The organism is Acidiphilium sp. (genome assembly GCF_049977125.1).
Classification (GTDB): Bacteria; Pseudomonadota; Alphaproteobacteria; order Acetobacterales; family Acetobacteraceae; genus Acidiphilium.
The window spans coordinates 31,552-49,371 of record NZ_JBMFGY010000004.1; the positions used below are offsets into that span (position 1 = coordinate 31,552).

Annotated in this window: 21 protein-coding genes and 1 pseudogene; 18 read left to right on the forward strand and 4 right to left on the reverse strand. The window is 62.3% G+C overall.

Going from position 1 to position 17,820, the window contains the following annotated elements; translation table 11 throughout:
• Positions 1–12 precede the first annotated feature (12 nt).
• A complete protein-coding gene (locus ACP5E6_RS01385; RefSeq protein WP_427950664.1) occupies positions 13–813 on the forward strand; it encodes an alpha/beta fold hydrolase in 801 nt (266 codons plus the stop codon).
• A gap of 7 nt (positions 814–820) precedes the next feature.
• Here the strand turns inward: ACP5E6_RS01385 and ACP5E6_RS01390 are convergent, their stop codons facing one another.
• The gene (locus tag ACP5E6_RS01390) at positions 821–1,246 is read right to left on the reverse strand and encodes an EVE domain-containing protein (protein WP_427950666.1); all 426 of its coding nucleotides are present in this window, start codon (positions 1,244–1,246) and stop codon (positions 821–823) included.
• A complete protein-coding gene (locus ACP5E6_RS01395) occupies positions 1,246–1,539 on the reverse strand; it encodes a YciI family protein (RefSeq protein WP_427950669.1) in 294 nt (97 codons plus the stop codon). Before ACP5E6_RS01395 ends, ACP5E6_RS01390 begins: the two co-directional genes overlap by 1 nt.
• 154 nt (positions 1,540–1,693) lie before the next feature.
• Between ACP5E6_RS01395 and ACP5E6_RS01400 the strand changes: the two genes are divergently transcribed.
• The 17 genes from ACP5E6_RS01400 (at position 1,694) to ACP5E6_RS01480 (ending at position 15,835) form a co-directional block, all read left to right on the forward strand.
• A complete protein-coding gene (locus ACP5E6_RS01400) occupies positions 1,694–2,494 on the forward strand; it encodes a heme ABC transporter permease (RefSeq protein WP_427950797.1) in 801 nt (266 codons plus the stop codon).
• Positions 2,491–2,703, forward strand: coding sequence for a heme exporter protein CcmD (ccmD, locus tag ACP5E6_RS01405; protein ID WP_427950672.1), 213 nt, complete (start codon positions 2,491–2,493; stop codon positions 2,701–2,703). Before ACP5E6_RS01400 ends, ccmD begins: the two co-directional genes overlap by 4 nt.
• Positions 2,700–3,221, forward strand: a complete 522-nt coding sequence (gene ccmE, locus ACP5E6_RS01410; RefSeq protein WP_427950675.1) for a cytochrome c maturation protein CcmE — start codon at positions 2,700–2,702, stop codon at positions 3,219–3,221. The genes ccmD and ccmE overlap by 4 nt, the downstream gene beginning before the upstream one ends.
• 21 nt (positions 3,222–3,242) lie before the next feature.
• Positions 3,243–5,216, forward strand: coding sequence for a heme lyase CcmF/NrfE family subunit (locus tag ACP5E6_RS01415; RefSeq protein WP_427950678.1), 1,974 nt, complete (start codon positions 3,243–3,245; stop codon positions 5,214–5,216).
• A 7-nt stretch (positions 5,217–5,223) separates the two neighbouring features.
• Complete coding sequence (locus ACP5E6_RS01420; protein WP_427950680.1) at positions 5,224–5,784, forward strand: DsbE family thiol:disulfide interchange protein; 561 nt, start codon at positions 5,224–5,226, stop codon at positions 5,782–5,784.
• A gap of 10 nt (positions 5,785–5,794) precedes the next feature.
• A complete protein-coding gene (locus ACP5E6_RS01425) occupies positions 5,795–6,259 on the forward strand; it encodes a cytochrome c-type biogenesis protein (protein WP_427950682.1) in 465 nt (154 codons plus the stop codon).
• Positions 6,256–6,999: a c-type cytochrome biogenesis protein CcmI gene (gene ccmI / locus ACP5E6_RS01430; protein WP_427950685.1), complete on the forward strand. Its 744-nt coding sequence runs from the start codon at positions 6,256–6,258 to the stop codon at positions 6,997–6,999. Before ACP5E6_RS01425 ends, ccmI begins: the two co-directional genes overlap by 4 nt.
• Positions 6,996–7,148: a DUF1674 domain-containing protein gene (locus ACP5E6_RS01435; RefSeq protein WP_427950687.1), complete on the forward strand. Its 153-nt coding sequence runs from the start codon at positions 6,996–6,998 to the stop codon at positions 7,146–7,148. The genes ccmI and ACP5E6_RS01435 overlap by 4 nt, the downstream gene beginning before the upstream one ends.
• A 121-nt stretch (positions 7,149–7,269) precedes the next feature.
• Positions 7,270–8,466: a 3-oxoadipyl-CoA thiolase gene (pcaF, locus tag ACP5E6_RS01440; RefSeq protein ID WP_427950690.1), complete on the forward strand. Its 1,197-nt coding sequence runs from the start codon at positions 7,270–7,272 to the stop codon at positions 8,464–8,466.
• 5 nt (positions 8,467–8,471) lie between these two features.
• Positions 8,472–9,143: a 3-oxoacid CoA-transferase subunit A gene (locus tag ACP5E6_RS01445; protein WP_427950692.1), complete on the forward strand. Its 672-nt coding sequence runs from the start codon at positions 8,472–8,474 to the stop codon at positions 9,141–9,143.
• Positions 9,140–9,796 (forward strand): 3-oxoacid CoA-transferase subunit B, encoded by a 657-nt coding sequence (locus ACP5E6_RS01450; RefSeq protein ID WP_427950695.1) that lies wholly within the window; start codon positions 9,140–9,142, stop codon positions 9,794–9,796. The genes ACP5E6_RS01445 and ACP5E6_RS01450 overlap by 4 nt, the downstream gene beginning before the upstream one ends.
• 136 nt (positions 9,797–9,932) lie before the next feature.
• Complete coding sequence (locus ACP5E6_RS01455; protein ID WP_427950696.1) at positions 9,933–10,544, forward strand: YjbE family putative metal transport protein; 612 nt, start codon at positions 9,933–9,935, stop codon at positions 10,542–10,544.
• Positions 10,541–11,629, forward strand: coding sequence for an ABC transporter permease (locus tag ACP5E6_RS01460; RefSeq protein ID WP_427950699.1), 1,089 nt, complete (start codon positions 10,541–10,543; stop codon positions 11,627–11,629). Before ACP5E6_RS01455 ends, ACP5E6_RS01460 begins: the two co-directional genes overlap by 4 nt.
• Positions 11,626–12,375 carry an ABC transporter ATP-binding protein gene (locus ACP5E6_RS01465; protein WP_427950701.1) on the forward strand — a complete coding sequence of 250 codons (750 nt, stop codon included), beginning with the start codon at positions 11,626–11,628 and terminating at the stop codon, positions 12,373–12,375. Before ACP5E6_RS01460 ends, ACP5E6_RS01465 begins: the two co-directional genes overlap by 4 nt.
• Before the next feature lie 22 nt (positions 12,376–12,397).
• On the forward strand, positions 12,398–13,390 hold the full coding sequence (locus ACP5E6_RS01470; protein WP_427950704.1) for an MlaD family protein: 993 nt from the start codon (positions 12,398–12,400) through the stop codon (positions 13,388–13,390).
• 8 nt (positions 13,391–13,398) lie between these two features.
• Positions 13,399–14,016: an ABC-type transport auxiliary lipoprotein family protein gene (locus tag ACP5E6_RS01475; RefSeq protein WP_427950707.1), complete on the forward strand. Its 618-nt coding sequence runs from the start codon at positions 13,399–13,401 to the stop codon at positions 14,014–14,016.
• A 145-nt stretch (positions 14,017–14,161) separates the two neighbouring features.
• Positions 14,162–15,835, forward strand: a complete 1,674-nt coding sequence (locus ACP5E6_RS01480; protein ID WP_427950709.1) for an EAL domain-containing protein — start codon at positions 14,162–14,164, stop codon at positions 15,833–15,835.
• Positions 15,836–16,301: 466 nt separating this feature from the next.
• Here the strand turns inward: ACP5E6_RS01480 and ACP5E6_RS01485 are convergent.
• Positions 16,302–16,475, reverse strand: a pseudogene (locus ACP5E6_RS01485) (hypothetical protein); the annotation flags it as partial.
• 245 nt (positions 16,476–16,720) lie between these two features.
• A complete protein-coding gene (gene rseP / locus ACP5E6_RS01490) occupies positions 16,721–17,809 on the reverse strand; it encodes an RIP metalloprotease RseP (protein WP_427950712.1) in 1,089 nt (362 codons plus the stop codon).
• Positions 17,810–17,820: the final 11 nt, after the last annotated feature.

A 17,820-nucleotide genomic window follows, 5' to 3' on the forward strand; every position in this document is an offset into this window, starting at 1 on the left:
TTTCAACCTTAAGTGCGCCTTCATGCCACGATAACTGGCCGCGAGCCGGGCAGTGCACTGGACATCGTGCTGCTGCATGGCCTCTTCGGGTCTGGGCGCAACCTCGGCGTGATTGCGCGCGGCCTCGCCGGACGGTTCAGGGTGATCGCGCTCGATCTGCGCAATCATGGTGCCAGCAGCCACGCGGCGGACATGCGCTACCCCACTATGGCCGCGGATGTGGTCGAGACCCTGGAATCGCTCGGCGTTTCGCGCGCCGCAGTAATCGGGCATTCGATGGGCGGCAAGACCGCGATGATGACGGCACTGCTGCATCCGGCACTGGTCGCGCGCCTCGCCGTGCTCGATATCGCGCCGATTGCCTATCACCACGAGCATGATGGCATCATCGCCGCGCTGCGCGACCTCGCCCTGTCACCGGGATTGACTCGCCAAGCAGCCGATGCGGCACTATCCGCCGCGATCCCCGACGCCGCGTTGCGCGGCTTTCTGCTGAACAATCTCGTGACGGGGCCAGGAACACCGACAGATACAAGGCGGGGTGCGATGCCGCACTGGCGCCTAGGCCTCGCCGGAATTAGCGCCGCCATGGATGATCTGGTCGGCTGGCCCGATCCAGCCTCCCCGCAATACCGGGGTCCGGCGCTGTTCCTGCGCGGTGCCACCTCGTCCTATGTGCCGCTATCGGCCGATGAAGCGATCCACCAGTACTTCTCCGCAGCGACAATTATCACGATCGAGGGCGCCGGCCATTGGCTGCATGCCGAACAGCCCGCTGCGGTGGTCGCGGCGTTGATTGCGTTTTTGGCATGAGGCAGCGTCACCCGGGATAGCCGCCAAGTAAGCAGATATGTGCCCAATGCGTCGCACTGATCGGGCAAACCGAGAGGCGCGAAAACTTGATCAATGCGATCTCCGTCAGCGCCGGATCGGCCTTAATTGCGGCGAGCGTGACCGGGTGGGGCATTGCGGCGACCGCCCTCATGTCCACAGCGACCCAGTCGCCGGCTACGGCACTGGGGTCAGGGTAGGCTTCACGCACAACCTCGACCACGCCGACAATCTCACGCCCCACGTTGGAGTGATAAAAAAATGCGTGATCTCCAAGTTGCATCGCACGCAGATTGTTGCGCGCCATGTGGTTGCGCACACCGGTCCAGGGTTCGACCCCATTGGCGACTTGCTGCGCCCAGGAAAACGCGTCGGGTTCGGATTTGACCAACCAGAACTGTCGCGCAACCGTCATCAAGGTGTGATCGCTCCGTCACGCACCACGGTGCGGAACGCCATCAATTCGGTGCGGGCGAACAACCCGGCGCGACTGTAGGGGTCATTGGCGATCAGTTCCACGGCGGTTTCGCGATCGGGTGTGTCGTACACGATCATCGAACCGCAGGGGTTACCGTCGTCATCGAGCAACGGACCACCGAAACTTATGCTGCCGGCGATTTCGGTCAGATAGGCGATATGATCCGGGCGCACCCGTTTGCGCAGAGCCAGACCATCATCATTGTCATGGGCTATCAGAATAAACTGCACGACCGCATCCTTTCGCGATGAAAATCGCTCTCTGCCACGATTGCGTGATATATAACAACGCCAAGATGTGATCGGCATCATCCAAGCGAAGTCGGCGTGGGGGGTGGCAAACCATCGATTTCGTATTAAACCTTTGTTTATGGAACGGTCAGTCATGCCGGATTATACCGGACAAGTCTCAGCAACTCCGATCGGCGTGCCGCAGTCAAAAGCGGGTGCTTGGCTGCACCGCTTCGCCAATCCCGGCCGGTTCCAGCGCTTGGTGCAACCGATATTACCCTGGTTGACCATTATCGCGGCCATCACAACCGTGGTCGGTCTGGTTTGGGGTTTCTTCTATGCTCCCGCTGATTGGCAACAGGGCATCGCCTCTCGCATCATGTACGTGCATATTCCTGCCGCGTGGGTCGCGATGAACGGCTACGCCGCCCTTGCGATCTGTTCGCTCCTCTCGGTCGTATGGCGCCATCCCCTGGCCGACATCGCCGCCCGCGAAATCGGCCCGATCGGTGCCGGCTTCACCGCGCTTTGCCTGATTTCCGGTTCGCTCTGGGGGCGTCCGGAATGGGGTACCTACTGGGTGTGGGATGCGCGGCTGACCTCGGTACTCATCCTGCTGTTCCTTTATCTTGGCCACATGGCCCTGATCCGTGCATTCGATAATCCGCAGCATGGTTATCGCGCCGCCGCCATTCTCGGCTTGGTCGGCGCGGTAAACCTACCGATTATCGTCTTTAGTGTGTACTGGTGGAACACGTTGCATCAGGGCAATTCCATCTCGATCACCGGCCCGTCGAAAATCTACGTTACGATGCTCTATCCGCTGGTCATCAGCACCATTGGTTTTTACCTCGCGTTCCTCGCAATGAGTCTGGGCCAGATCTCGAGCTTCATCATGGAAAACCGTGCGCGCAGCCTCTTGTTGGCCCAGGCTGAACGAGGGTCGGCGCGATGACCGCATCGGGTTCTGTTCCGGCTAATTTTGTGCCGCTGGTCGATAAGTCGAACATGCTACATCATGTCATGCCGTTCGTCGCCGGCAGCTACGGCGCGGCGGTCCTCATTCTGGGCAGCCTCGCCCTTGCCTCGCTACTGCGCTACCGTGGCGCCCGGCGCCGGCTTGCGGCGATCGAACCACGATTACGGCGGAGAGCCATATCATGATGAGTCGTAAAAAACGCCGCCTTTATCTCGTGGCCGCCTGCGGCATCGGCGTCTGCAGCGCCACCGCCCTGATGCTCGTGGCGTTCCGCTCCAGCCTGTCGTTTTTCCTGTCGCCGAACGAGGTCGTCGCCAAGCATCCCGCTCCCGGCATGGTGTTCCGCCTTGGCGGCGTTGTGCAGGCCAACACGGTGGTGATGGGCACGCGCAACAACAAACCCTACACCACCTTCCGCATCACCGACGGGCAGGCTTCGATACCGGTGGTCTATACTGGCGTCCTGCCCGGCCTGTTCCGCCAGGGGCAGGGCGTCGTCACCATCGGTGCCATGACAAGGGGCGATACGGTGTTCGATGCCAGCACGGTGCTTGCCAAACACGGTGCCAGTTACATGCCGGCGGATGTCGAGCAGGCCCTGCGCAAGGCCGGCAAGTGGAACCCGAAATTCGGGCCGCCACCCAACGCCGCCACCTGGGATGATAAATCCCCCCGCACCATTGAGGCTGACGCAAATGAGTGAAATGGCCACGAGGCTGCCCGCATGATCCCCGCCCTCGGTCATTTCGCTCTTGCTCTCGCACTGGCGATTGCGCTCGCCCAGGCCGTTGTGGGTTTATTCGGCCCGATGCTGCGCGACCGTTTGGTGCTGCGCGCCGCGCCGGCACTGGCGATCGGTCAATTCCTGATGCTCGCCAGTGCCTTCGCCGCTCTGGTCTGGGCAGGCGTGGTATCGGATTTCACTGTCCGCAATGTCGCCGAATTCTCCTCCAGCACCACGCCCCTTTTCTATCGGATCACCGGAACCTGGGGCAATCACGACGGTTCGATGCTCCTCTGGTGCCTGATCCTCGCGCTGTGCGGAGCGACCGTAGGCGTATTCGGCAATAACATCCCCTCCAGCCTGCGCTCCCGCGTGCTCGGCGTGCTCGGCCTGGTCTCGGGAGGTTTCTTGTTGTTCACCATCGCGGTGTCCGATCCATTCCGCCGGATCTGGCCGCCGCCGCTGCATGGTGCCGGTGTCAACCCGATTCTGCAGGACCCGGGCCTCGCGGTGCATCCGCCGATCCTTTACACCGGCTATGTTGGCTTCTCGATCGCCTTCGCCTTCGCCGTTGCGGCGCTGATTGAAGGAAGAGTTGACGCCGCCTGGGGTCGCTGGGTAAGGCCGTGGACTCTGGTGTCCTGGGTGTTTCTCACCTGCGGTATCTGTTTCGGCTCACTGTGGTCTTATTATACCCTCGGCTGGGGCGGCTTCTGGTTCTGGGACCCGGTGGAGAACGTGGCATTGTTGCCCTGGTTGACCGGCACAGCACTGATCCATTCCGCCATCGTGGTGGAAAAACGCGAGGCTCTCAAAACCTGGAGCGTCCTGCTCGCCATCGCCACTTTCTCGCTCAGCCTGTGTGGCACCTTTCTGGTCCGTTCGGGATTATTGAACTCTGTCCACGCGTTCGCCGCATCGCCAAACCAGGGTCTATTCATTCTCGTTCTGCTCGCCATCACCATCGGCGGCTCCTTGCTCCTGTTCGCCATCCGCGCCCCTGTCCTGACCGCCACCGGCATGTTTGCCCCGGTCTCACGTGAAGGTGCGTTGATCCTTAACAATGTTTTTCTCTGTATCATCGCCGCCGTCGTTTTCACCGGCACGATGTATCCTCCCTTCGTCGATCTCGCTTTCGGCCTGCAACTCTCGGTCGGTGCACCGTTTTATGACCAAGCGGTACTGCCGCTGACCGCTCCGCTTATCCTTGCCATGGCGGTTGGCCCGCTGCTACCCTGGAAACGGGCCACCCTTGGCCCGGCGTTGGTCAAGCTCTGGTATGGCGCGGTCGCCGCACTGATCGTGTTTGGCTACCTCATGTTCAAGGGCCACTTCATCGCTGCTCTCGGCTTGGCCGGCGCCACCTGGGTTATCATCGGCGCCTTCATCGACCTTGCCGAACGCGTTCGCCTGTTTCGGGTGCCGCTGGGTCAGTCCCTGGCCCGCCTAGCCACCATCCCCCGCGCCTCGATCGGTGCCGCCTTCGGCCATCTTGGCTTCGGTATTGTGGTCCTCGGCATCGCAGGAATGACCCTGCGGGTTCATACTGTCACCGTGCTTCATCCCGGACAGTCGGTCGATCTTGGGGGATTCAACTGGAAACTCGAATCCATTGTGCCCGCTTCAGGCCCGAACTACACCGCGCGCCTCGCCACCATCAAAGTCTCCCGCCACGGCAAGCTGGTGATGATGATGCATCCCGAGCGCCGCTTCTTCACCGCCGAAAAGGTCAAGACCGTCGCCGCCGCGATCCAGACCAACGGCGTGCGCAACATGTTCGCCACCTTCGCCGGCGAGGATAATTCCGGCGGCGGGGAATTCCGCTTCAATATCCACCCGTTTGCCCCTGAAATCTGGATCGGCGGGTTCATCATGGCGCTCGGCGGTGTGCTGTCCCTGAGCGACCGACGCTTCCGCGTCGGTGCCCCGGCCCGGGCGAAGGCCCGCAAGCCCGCCGGTTCGGCTACGGTCTGAGCATTGCATGGACGCGCGCCTCTCCCGCCGCCTGCTGTTTGGCATTCCGCTCGCCACCGTCGTGGTGGGCGGCGTCGGGTTCTATGCCCTGCTCGAACGCATGGGCAAAGGCACCTATAACCCGCAGGCATTCAACAACCCGCTGGTCGGTCGCAAGGTGCCCGATTTTACCCTTCCCGGCGTCGATGGTCACAAAGGTTTCGATCAGGCGGCGGTCATGACGCAGCCGCGCCCGCTGCTGATCAATTTTTTCGCTTCATGGTGCGTGCCCTGCGCTGGCGAAGCCCCCTATCTCGACGCCATCGCCAAATCCGGCCTCGACATCTGGGGTATCGCCTACCAAGACAAAGCTACCGCCCTAGCGCTATATCTTGCCAAATACGGCAACCCTTACCGCCGCCTCGCGACCGACACGACCGGCCGCGTCGCGATCAACTGGGGCGTCTATGGTGTGCCGGAAAGTTTCCTGATCGCGCCGGGTGGCGAGGTGCGCTGGCACACCGCCGGCCCGCTGTTCCCCGAAGTCATCGAGGATCAACTCAAGCCCGCGCTGCAACGCATCTCATGAGGCGCCATCGATGAAACGACTTCTCATCCTCGGCCTGATCGGCCTTGGTTTAGCCTTCGGCATCGCCACCGCCGATACGCCGACCACGATCAAGCGCGACGGCGTCGTGCTGACCATTCCTCAGGAAAAACGTGCTGAGGTCATCGGCGACAAGCTCCGCTGTCTTGTCTGCCAGAACGAGACCGTTGAAAATTCTGCCGCCGGCCTCGCCAAGCAGTTCCGCGGCATCATCCGCCGTCGGGTGGTCGCGGGTGATACGAACCGGCAGATCATCGATTTCATGGTCCATCGCTATGGCATTTTCGTTCTGCTCAAACCACCTCTGATCCCGCTGACCTGGCTACTCTGGTTCTCCCCCGGTATTGCATTGGTGCTCGGCCTACTGGTGCTGCTCATCGCACGCCGGCGCAAACAGACCGGACCTCCCCCGCTATCGCCCGACGAGCGCGATCGTTTGAAGGAACTGCTTTCGTGATCTGGCTGTGGATGGCGTTACTATCACTTTTGGCGATTTCGCCCGTGGTCGTTGTATGGTTCCGGCGTGGTTCGATCCGTTACCGCCGCGATACCGCGGTGGCTCTACATCGCGCCCAACTCGAGGAAATTGAGCGCGACCGCGCCGATGGCCGTCTGCCTGAATCCGAATTCCAGGGGGCGCGGCTCGAAGTACAGCGTCGCCTTCTTGTGGCCGACACCATCCCCGAACCCGAAGCCAACCGCAGCGCACGTGGCCTGCTGATCGCTACCCTCGTAATTATTCCAATCGCGGCTCTTGCCTTGTTCGTGCCCTTCGGCATGCCCTTCATCCCCTCCGAACCCCATTCTGTCGTGATGCGCGCCGTCTCCGAAGCACGTGCAAAGGACGATGCGCTAATCGCCAAGCTGGAACAAAAACTCGCCGAAATCCCGCCCAATACTGAACAGGCGCGGCAAGGCTACCTTCTGCTCGGCCAAGCCCTGGTATCGCAACACAAACTCGCCGCCGCGGCTAAGGCATGGACCGTTGCCCTGAACATGAAGTTCAACGCGACCCTCGCCGCCGAAACCGCCGAAGCCGAAACCGAAGCCGCCGGCCACGTCACCCCCAACGCGGCCAATCTGTTCCATCAGGCCCTCGACAAAGCTCCCGCCAACGCGCCCTGGCGCCCGCTCGCCGAACAACGCCTCCGCGAAGCTGCCGTAACCCTACCCGCCCCCCCGGAACCGAAACCATGACCGAAACCCCCGAAACGCCATCCTCCGTACCCGTTTCATCCGAATCGACGCCCCCAAAAGCGATGCCAAAGGAAATCGGTGGGCCGAAAGGACCAGAACCGACCCGTTATGGCGATTGGGAGCAAAACGGCCGCTGTACAGATTTCTGAACCACTCGGCATCCCCCACTTCCGCCTGCCATAAGTCGTTAGGCGCCAGGCTCACTCACGCTTCCGGCTGGACATCACGCCGCAAGGACGGCAAAAAATGGCGTCCCTGGAGTTTTGATCGGTGCCCGAAGCCTTCATCTGTGATTACATCCGCACCCCGTTCGGCCGCTACGGCGGCGTTCTGGCTCAGGTGCGGACCGATGATCTCGCGGCGATCCCGCTGCGTGCCCTGCTTGCGCGCAACCCGACACTCGATCCAGGCCTGATCGACGACGTCCTGCTCGGCTGCGCCAATCAGGCGGGCGAGGATAACCGCAACATCGCCCGTATGGCCAGTCTACTCGCCGGACTGCCCGAAATCGTCCCAGGTGCCACTGTCAACCGTCTCTGCGGCTCAGGACTCGACGCAGTCGGCACTGCGGCGCGGGCCATCCGGGCAGGTGAGGCAGAATTACTTATAGCCGGCGGTGTGGAAAGCATGACCCGTGCGCCCTTCGTCGTCGCGAAAAGCAGCGAAGCCTTTAGCCGTAGCGCCGAACTCTACGACACTACGATCGGCTGGCGCTTTCCCAATCCGGCCATGCGCGTAAGCTATGGCGTGGATTCGATGCCGGAAACCGCCGAGACTGTGGCGAGCACATTTTCGATCAGCCGGGCCGACCAGGATCTGTTCGCTTATTACAGCCAACAGAAATGCAAGGCGGCGGCGGCGTTTCTCGCGGGCGAGATCACGCCGGTCACGCTTGCCTCGCGCAAGGGCGATATGCGCGTCGACACCGATGAACACCCACGACCCGACACGACACTCGCAGGCCTCAGTCAGCTCAAAACCCCATTCCGGACCCCGGGCAGCGTGACTGCCGGGAACGCCTCCGGTGTGAACGACGGCGCGGCGGCTCTGATCATCGCCAGCGCCGAGGCGGCGGCAGCGCACGGCCTTACCCCACGCGGACGCATCGTCGCCATGACAACCGTCGGTGTTGCACCGCGTATCATGGGTATCGGTCCGGCACCGGCGACCGAGAAGCTACTGGCGCGCACTGGCCGGTCGCTTCACGAGATCGACGTGATCGAGCTGAACGAAGCCTTTGCCAGCCAGGCTCTCGCAGTGACGCGTCGGCTGGGCCTCGCCGATGACGACGCGCGGGTGAACACGCATGGTGGTGCCATCGCGCTCGGTCATCCGCTCGGCGCCTCGGGCGCACGTCTGGCTGGCACCGCTCTGCGCGCCCTCGAAGTCGGTGGCGGCCGCTGGGCGATCGCCACCATGTGCATCGGCGTCGGTCAGGGAATCGCAATGCTGATCGAGCGGATCTGATCACGATGATCGACAAATTCGTCCCCAGTATCGAGTCGGCTCTGTCTGGCATCGGAGATGGCGCAACCATTATGATCGGCGGGTTCGGCGCGGTCGGTCAACCGCATCTCCTGGTCGATGCCCTGGGCGAGCGCGGGTTGCGCGATCTAGTAATCATCGCAAACAACGCGGGCGGCGATTTCGGTGGTCTGCCGAGGCTGATCGACCGGGGCGCCATCGCAAAGGTCATCTGCTCCTATCCACGAGCCAGCACGCGAACCGCGTTCGACGATCTCTACGCTGCCGGCCGGATTAAGCTCGAACTCGTGCCGCAGGGCACACTGGCTGAACGCATTCGCGCTGCCGGTGCCGGTGTGCCAGCGTTCTTCACCCCCACCGGCGCTGGCACCTTACTCGCCGAGGGCAAGGAAACCCGTATCGTCGGTGGCCGCGCCTGCGTTCTCGAATATGCCCTCGGGGCTGATGTCGCGCTGATCGAGGCGTGGGAGGCCGATCGCTGGGGTAACCTGACCTATCGCGCGACCGGACGCAATTTCAACCCGATCATGGCGAGCGCCGCCACGATGACAATTGCGCTCGCTCACCGACGATGCGCGCTCGGCTCCCTCACTCCCGAAGCGATTGTGACGCCCGGCCTGTTCGTGAACCGCATCTATGTCCCTGGAGAGCCTGCATGACTGCGCCCGATGGATGGTCACGCGATGAAATGGCCGCTCGTGTCGCCGCCGATATTCCCGAGGGCTGGGTGGTCAACCTTGGCATCGGCCTACCGACTCTGATCGCCAATTTCGTGCCAGTCCAGCGCGAAGTGATGTTCCACTCGGAAAACGGCGTCATCGGCGTTGGCCCCGCGCCTGAACCTGGCGATGAGGACCCTTGGCTGATCAATGCCGGCAAACAGCCGATCACCCTGCGACAAGGTGCCTCGATTGTGGGCCAGTCCGACAGTTTCGCGATCATTCGCGGCGGCCATCTCGATCTCTGTGTTCTGGGGGGCTATCAGGTAGCGGCCAACGGCGACCTCGCTAACTGGTCGACCGGCCGGCCCGACGAGGCACCTGCGGTCGGCGGCGCGATGGACCTCGGCGCCGGGGCTAAGCGGGTTTGGGTGCTGATGGAACATGTCGCGCGCGATGGCACGGCGCGGCTGGTGCGGCGCTGCTCCTATCCACTGACCGCATACGGATCGGTCAGCCGGGTTTACACCAATCTCGCCGTCATCGATGTGGCGCCGAACGGCTTCGTCTTGCGTGCGTGCGCGCCCGGCATCACGCGGGACCGCATCGCGTCACTCATGACAGCACCTTTGCTTGTCGAGGGTGGCAGCTGATGCAGGCTCGCACCCCGCAAAGGCCACGATAACGCCGTCCGACCGGTGGCCGTCGAATCCTGCAGTCCGTGCCTGATCCACGCCCCGATCTGTCCCCTGGTTGACAATTTTGTGTGCAACCGCGAACCACAACGGTATGAATTTGGCTTTCGCCGATCTCGTCGTGCTTGCCCAGGTTCTGCTGATCGACTTGGTCCTGGCGGGTGACAATGCCATCGTGATCGGGTTGGCGGTCGCGAAGTTACCACGGGAGCAGCAACGCCAGGCGATCCTAATCGGGGTGGCAGCGGCAACGATCATTCGGATCGGGCTGGCGTTGGTGGCGTTACGGCTACTGGCGGTGATCGGGCTAACCCTCGCGGGCGGCGTTCTGCTGCTTTATGTCGCGTGGAAATCCTGGCGCGAGTTTCGCCGAAAGCCGCTAGCCGAGGCATCAACGGCGCCGTCGAAGCTCCGGAATGCGGCGATTCGGATCATCATTGCCGATCTGTCGATGAGCCTCGACAATGTGCTCGCCGTCGCCGGGGCCGCGCGCGATCATCCGCTGTTGCTGGCCGGTGGGCTCGTGGTTTCAGTGGCGCTGATGGGATTGGCGGCTAACCTCGTGGCGCGGTTGCTGACTCGGCATCGCTGGCTGGTTTGGGTGGGGCTTGCCATCGTTCTATATGTAGCAGTGATGATGATCCATTCAGGGGGCCTACAGGTCGCGCACCATATGGGGTATCAATCGCCGACGTGGCTCAAGTGAGTGGCGCCACTCTCACGGTCGTGCGCGATGGCACTGCGACGGTGATCGCACTTGCCGGTCGTCTGACCGCGACGTCGCTGGCACCGGTTTGGACGCGTTCGATCGAGGCGGCCCAAACGGCCGGCGCGGCACTCGTGATCGATCTGACCGGGGCGGATCTCGTCGATACGTCGGGTGCGGCTCTCCTGCTTGCGCTGGAACACGCGCATGAGGGCGTCGCCGAATGGCGTGGCCTCGGTCCCAAGTCGGCCGCCCTGGTGGGGCGCCTGCGCGAGGCGATGGCCGATGGAAAGTCTGCGCCGGTCGCGGCCCGCACGGTGACGCGGGTTGGCATCGGTCAGCATTTCCTGATCCGGGTGACGTTCTTCGGCCACACGATTCTGGCAGTGCTCGGCCTGCCTTCGAAGCTGCGGTTTCTGCGCGGCAGCGATTTTTTCCGTCTGACCGAGCGCGCGGGCACGCAGGCGATGCCGCTGGTGATCATGATGGGTTTCCTGATCGGAATGATCCTGGCGTTCCAGTCCGCGATCCCGATGCGGCAGTTCGGGGCGGATATCTACGTCGCGGCCCTGGTGTCGCTATCGTTGTTTCGTGAATTAGGCCCGTTGCTGGCGGCGGTCATTCTTGCCGGGCGCACCGGTTCGGCTTTTGCCGCCGAGCTGGGAACGATGGTGGTCAACGAGGAGGTTGCCGCGCTGACGACGATGGGGATTGATGCCGAGACCATGCTGGTGATCCCTCGCGTCGCCGCCGCCATGGTGGTCATGCCAGCGCTGGCGCTCGGCGTTGATGTTGCCGGGGTGATCGGCATGGGGTTCGTGATGATGATTCTCGGCTTCCCCCCTTCGGCGATCCTACAGCAAATCCAGGCGGCGACCGGGCCGGGGGATCTTCTACTCGGCCTGTTCAAAGCGGTAGCGTTCGGGGCGGCGATCGGGTTGATCGGCTGCCGCGCCGGGCTGACCGCGGGCGGCGGCCCGCGCGCGGTGGGCGAGGCGGCAACCTCGGCGGTGGTCGGGGGCATCGTCGTGACGATTCTGCTCGACGGGCTGTTCGCGGTGATCTTCTATCGGCTCGGCCTGTGAACGGTGCCGCGCCTCCTGCGATCGATGTCAATCACGCCGGACAGAGTTTCGGCGACCGGGTGATCTTTGAGGATGTCACCTTCACCGTCGCGACCGGGGAGATTTTCGTCGTGCTCGGCGGCTCGGGTTGCGGCAAATCTACTCTCTTGAAACAGATGATCGGCCTGCTACCGCCGACAAGGGGGCGAATCACCGTCGGCGGGCATGACGTGGTCAGCGATGTTGACGCTGTGCGCCATGAGATTGGGGTGATGTTCCAATCGGGAGCGCTGTTCGGCTCTATGACGCTGCTCGACAACGTGATGCTGCCCCTGCTGATGTTCACCGATCTTCCCGTTCGCGCGCGGATGGAGGTCGCGCGGCTCAAGCTCGCGCTGGTCGGTCTGGATGGCGCGATCAATCTGCTGCCGTCCGAGATTTCCGGCGGTATGGCCAAACGGGCGGCCATTGCGCGCGCGCTCGCGCTCGATCCGCCGATCCTGTTTCTCGATGAACCCTCGGCCGGGCTGGACCCGATCACCGGCGCAGGGCTTGATCGGTTGATCCTTGAGTTGCGGGCGGCGCTGGGTTGTACCTTCGTCGTGGTGACCCATGAACTACAGTCAATTTTCGCGATCTCGGATCGCTGTGTCATGCTTGATGCCGCGGCGCGGGGCATGATTGCGCTCGGTGTGCCGCAGGATTTGCAACGAACGAGTGACAACCCGACGGTGCGCGCGTTCTTCAATCGGGATGCCGGATCATGAGTTTGCCAGGGAGAGCCGATTGATGGAGCAAAGCGGGGCAGCCTTACGCACCGGCCTATTCGTGCTGGGAGGAATAATCGCGCTGATCGCGATGATCTTTATCCTGTCAGGTAATGCGTTCCGGGCGGGCGTCACCTACGAATCCTATTTCCGCGAGTCGGTACAGGGACTCGATGTCGGCTCGTCGGTGAAGTTTCGCGGCGTCACCATCGGCAAAGTGACCGACATCGGGCTGGTCTCAGCCGAATATCCACCGCAGAACGTCGCCGATCTGGTCAAACCGGTGTATCACGAGGTCGTGGTGCGGTTCCGGGTTGATCCCAACAAGCTCGGCCGCGTCAACAGCCTCACGCAGGCAATCCTGCACGGGCTACGGGTGCAGGTGGCGCCGCAGGGCATCACGGGCCTTGCATATCTTGAACTCAGCTTTGTCAATCCAACCACCCATCCGATCCCGCCCGTGCCATGGCACCCGCACAATACAGTGATTCCCTCTGTGCCAAGTACACTGACGCAGGTGCAGGACGCGGTACAGACTTTTCTCTCTAACATGAGCGGCGTGAAATTCGATCAGACTGTAAAAGTACTGACTTCGCTGGTCGACACGTTCAATCAGGAAATAACCACCGGCGATGCGCACCAGGCGATCGCCAATGCCAACGCACTGCTTGGGACGCTGAACACCCAGATGCGCCAGGCCGATCTACCGGCCACCACCGCCTCGATCCGCACCCTTGCGGACGGCACGCAGACACGGGCAATCCTCGATCGGCTCGATCGCACCAGCCGCGCCCTTGCCCTGGCGACCGCCGCGATGCCGCAGCTTCTGGCGCAAACCCAGGCGACCATCGCCGAGGCCAATCGGTCGACAGCAACAGTGACACGCCAGATCATCCCGATTCTGCATAATCTCGATCAGGCCACTGCGAACCTCGATGAATTATCCGAAACGCTCAAGCATAATCCAGCCATCGTACTGCGCGGTGGCCCGCCCCCACCCGAAACCCCCCGGTGACAACAACAATGGCCCTCAAACGCCGCGTTCTGCTGCGCACCATCCCGCTCGCCGCCCCGCTCGTCTTGGCTGGTTGCGCTGGCATCCTAGCCAAGCAACCTTATGTCCCCCGGAGTGATTGGCCGCTGGCACCGCCGCCGCCGGCGGCGCGCATGGTGGAGGTGCGGCGCGGCGTCGTTCAAGTGCAGGGCATCACCGCCGGCCCGAGCCTGAGCGAACGTGGTCTGATCACATTGCTGGCAGATGGCAGCATCCATCAGGGCTATTACAACCGCTGGGCAACGCCACCGGCCCAGGCCACCACCGCCGCGCTGATCTCATGGCTGCAAGCCGACGGCGGGTTCACCGCCGTGGTCGGTGAAGGCAGCACGCTCACGCCGAATCTGATTATCGAAGGCACACTCGACACCTTGCTCGCCGATCCTATCCATCACGAGGCACGTGCCACACTGACCCTCGTGGTTGCCAAACCGGTCGGTGTCGGTGAACGACCGCTCGCCCAGCGGCGGCTGAACGCGCATGTCCCGCTGACTGGCCCGACGGCACCTGATCTGGTAGCCGCCCAGCGCGCGGCCCTGGCAGCGGTTCTGGCACAGGCGGTAGCAATGGTGCGGTCGGCGGGTTGAGCGGAACCGTCGGTCGTGCCGGAAATAGGTCGCCGGGATTCACCGTTTCGTAATATTCAAGGATTAAGGAACCGATCACTGCCATAAACACGATGACGTGGCATGAATACGACCCGTCTGGACTCGTCCTGAAAGACGACGCGTAATGACCAATTGCCTGCCTTCTCTGCGCGATCTCCGCGCCCAGCGTGATCGTTACGTGTCGCTGGCGTTCTGCTGGGGCGAGGTTCTGTTCGAGCTGGATCGAAGTTTTGTGATCCGCTACGTCTCAGGCACCTGCCTCGCGGTGCTCGGTTGCGATAGCGATACAATCATTGGGCAGGATTTCCGCGATTTGGTTGCACCGGCCGACTTGGCGTTGATCGGTCCGTGGCTGAAGCGACTGCCCCAGGTCGGTCGAGCCATGGTCGAGACGGTTCGGCTCCGATGCCACGGGGCACCGCCGCTTTGGGTCACGCTGGCCGCGAATTGTCTCGACAGCGATGCCGGCACCATCCATGTTGCTGCGCAGCGGCGGCGGTCCGGGCCAAACGTCGTCCAGGCGGCGGTCCCCGACCCGGCCACCGGCCTGGCCGATTGCACCAATTTCGCAGACCGTGTGGCCGAACGGCTACAACAGCTGAACAGCACAGGCAGCGGTGCCGAACTAACGCTGATCTCGATGCCCGATCTGCAAGGCCTGCAGGAGCGTCTGGGGAGCGGTGAGCAGACCGTGCTTGATGCGGTCGGCACCGTGCTGAAAGCCCATTCACTCGGCGGCGATACAGCAGCCCGCCTCAGCGAAGACCGGTTTTCCTTGCTGCACACGCCCGACGTGTCCATCGATGATCTGATGCGCCAGCTCGAAGCGGTCACTCGGGCAGCGGACCCGACCGGCGTGGGGCTGACAATCGACACCGCGACACTGGCTATAGACGTCTCCACCATCGCCGAGGGTGATCTCACGCTCGGTCTGACGCACACACTGCGCCGGTTTGGTGCCGCATCCGGCACCGATCTGCGTGACATGGTGCGCAACTTGGGTGTGGTCTTCAGAGAATCGATCCAGGAAGTGACGCGGATTCGCCAGGCAATCACCGGATCGTCCTTTCACGTCGTGTTCCAGCCGATCGTGAACATCAACACTGGCGATATTCATCATTTCGAAGCCCTTTGCCGCTTCGAGGGACATGGCGACGCCTCGCCGTTCCAGACTATTTTAGTTGCCGAGGAACTCGGCCTGATCCCCGAATTCGATCTCGCCATGGTGCGCAAGGTGATCGATTGGCTATTCACCCGGCCGCTAAACAGCGCGCGTGATAAAATTGCGGTCAACGTCTCGGGTCACTCGATCGGCCAAGCGAGCTATACCGAGGCGTTGCTCGACCTCCTCGCCGACAACGATTGGACGCGCGGACGGTTGATGTTCGAGATCACAGAAAGTGCCCGCATCGTCAATCTCGAAGGCGCCGATCATTTCATTCAGGCGCTACGCCAACGTGGCTTCGAGGTCAGCCTCGATGATTTCGGTGCCGGAGCTGCGTCGTTCCAGTATCTCTCGGTGCTCGATGTCGATGTGGTGAAGCTGGACGGTTCAGCGGTCCGCAACGCCCAGAAAGCCCAGAAGGGCCGCGCCTTTCTATCCGCGCTGACCGAATTGTGCCGCCGCATGGGAATCGAGACCATCGCCGAAATGGTCGACACGCCGGAAACGCTGCAATTCGTGCGTGACTGCGGCTGCAACTACGTCCAGGGCTATCTGTTCGGCAAACCCGCTCGCAACATCAACGATTTCCGCCCGCTGCCGAACCGGATGCTCTTCAGCCGTTCCGGCCGTTGAGCACTTCATCACGCCGCGACCGCGCCGGGCAATGGGTCATATCGTTACACCGGGTAGCCTACCTGTGGCTGAGCGGCATCGCTCGTATTGCAGCGTGCCACGCGGTCATCTACAGTTATTTCGGAATGTCGCGCAGCTGGCGCGCTCAGCGGCCACCTACACCACCAGCGGGAACACGACCCGATTCTCTACAGATGGTGATTCAGCATTTGGTCGAACATTTATGATAAGACGATATTGCCCACAACGCTTGCCTTTGCCCTGTTCGACGCGGATCACCGCGCGCGGCTGTCCTCAATATCGATGACCTTGATGGGTGGCCGCTTGAGAGGCGCACAATGCCGTTTCATGCGCTGTGGTCAGAGTCGTTCGAGCCTACAGGCCCGGCGCGCCGACTCCAGGAATCGAACGAACTTGCCGGCGTCCATTATAACCGGCAACCTGAGTGGTCTGTAGTCATATGGAATCAGCTCCGAAGGTCAGCCTGCTCGAGGGTGACGCTATACGAGAAACGAAGAGCACGGACCGTCTGGTTCAAGGTCGGCCACGACCTGCCAACAGCGGTAATGTGGACCTGAAAGGCGCGAATCTCTTCCCGGCTAAGCTTCTCCGGCGAGCGGTGGAAAAAATGGTCGATTTTGGCGACTGCATGCTCATGCGATTATTGGGTTGCAGACGACACATTGCGGACCGTCATACCGCTAATCACGCGGTGGTGAGGGGGAAACTCGGTCATCGAGGCTGCCCGTTCAGACTTGCGGCGAAAGCCTCCAAATTCCGGCAGACCAACTCCCGAACCTGATAGCAAAACCGCCGCCTCGGACGCAACTTTCGTCTCAGCGAGTTAGTTCAATCCGATCCGATTCTGTTAGGCCTGGTCATGCTCTAGCCTAGCAGGTGGTAGACGAAGTGGAAGAGCCCTACATGGGCGAGGTCGTGGACTGTAACGAAGATGATCAGGGAGGCGAGGATGGCGGCGCCGATCTGGAGGCCGATTTCCTGGGCCTTGCGGGGCATGGCGCGGCCGTAGAGGGCTTCTGCGGCGTAGAACAAGAGGTGGCCACCGTCGAGGATGGGGATCGGGATCAAATTAATCAGGCCGAGGTTGACCGAGAGAAGGGCGATGAAGGAGGCAAAATCGGCCACGCCGAGGGCAGCGGCCTGGCCGGAGATTTGGGCGATACGGATCGGGCCGCCGAGGTTTTTCACGCCTTTCTGGTAGGCGACGAGTTTCCAGAGACCGTCGAGCGTGGCGGCGGTGGCGGCGTAGGTTTCAAGTACCCCGGCGCGGATCGCCGCAGGCGGAGCGAGGCGGCGGAATTTCACGTCGGCGCCGACAATGCCGAGCTCCCCAACGATGCGCCCATCGACCATATGCGCGGTGGTAGTGAGGTTGGCGCCTTTCTCGATGCCGTTATCGGTATAGGTAATCGCGATGCGGTCGTCCGGCCTGGGTTCGATCAGGGCGGCGATTTCATTAAAGCTGGAGACCTTGTGACCATCGATACTGGTGATGCGATCGCCCTTGACGATGCCGATCGCGGCAGCGGGGGTGTGGGGCATGACTTGGCTGACCACCGGCATGACGGTCGGTGCACCGGCGGTGGCGAAGATGGCGCTGAATATGACGATGGCGAGCAGCATGTTGGCGACGGGACCAGCAGCGACGATAGCCGCACGTGTTCCGAGAGATTTGGTGCGGAAACTGTCGGGTGCAGCCTCGCCGTTCGTCTCACCGCCGAGTTCAGCCCAGCCCTTCATGCGGACGTAGCCGCCGAGCGGGATGGCTGAGAGTTTCCAGACTGTGCCGCGCTTGTCGGTATGAGAGATGAGCGCGGGGCCAAAGCCGAGTGAGAAAGCTTCGATCGCGACGCCGCGCCAGCGGGCGATAAGATAATGGCCGAGTTCATGCACCGTGACAAGGATTCCGAGGACAACGATGAAGGCGGCGATGGCGCGAAGGAGATCGAACATAATGACCTTAT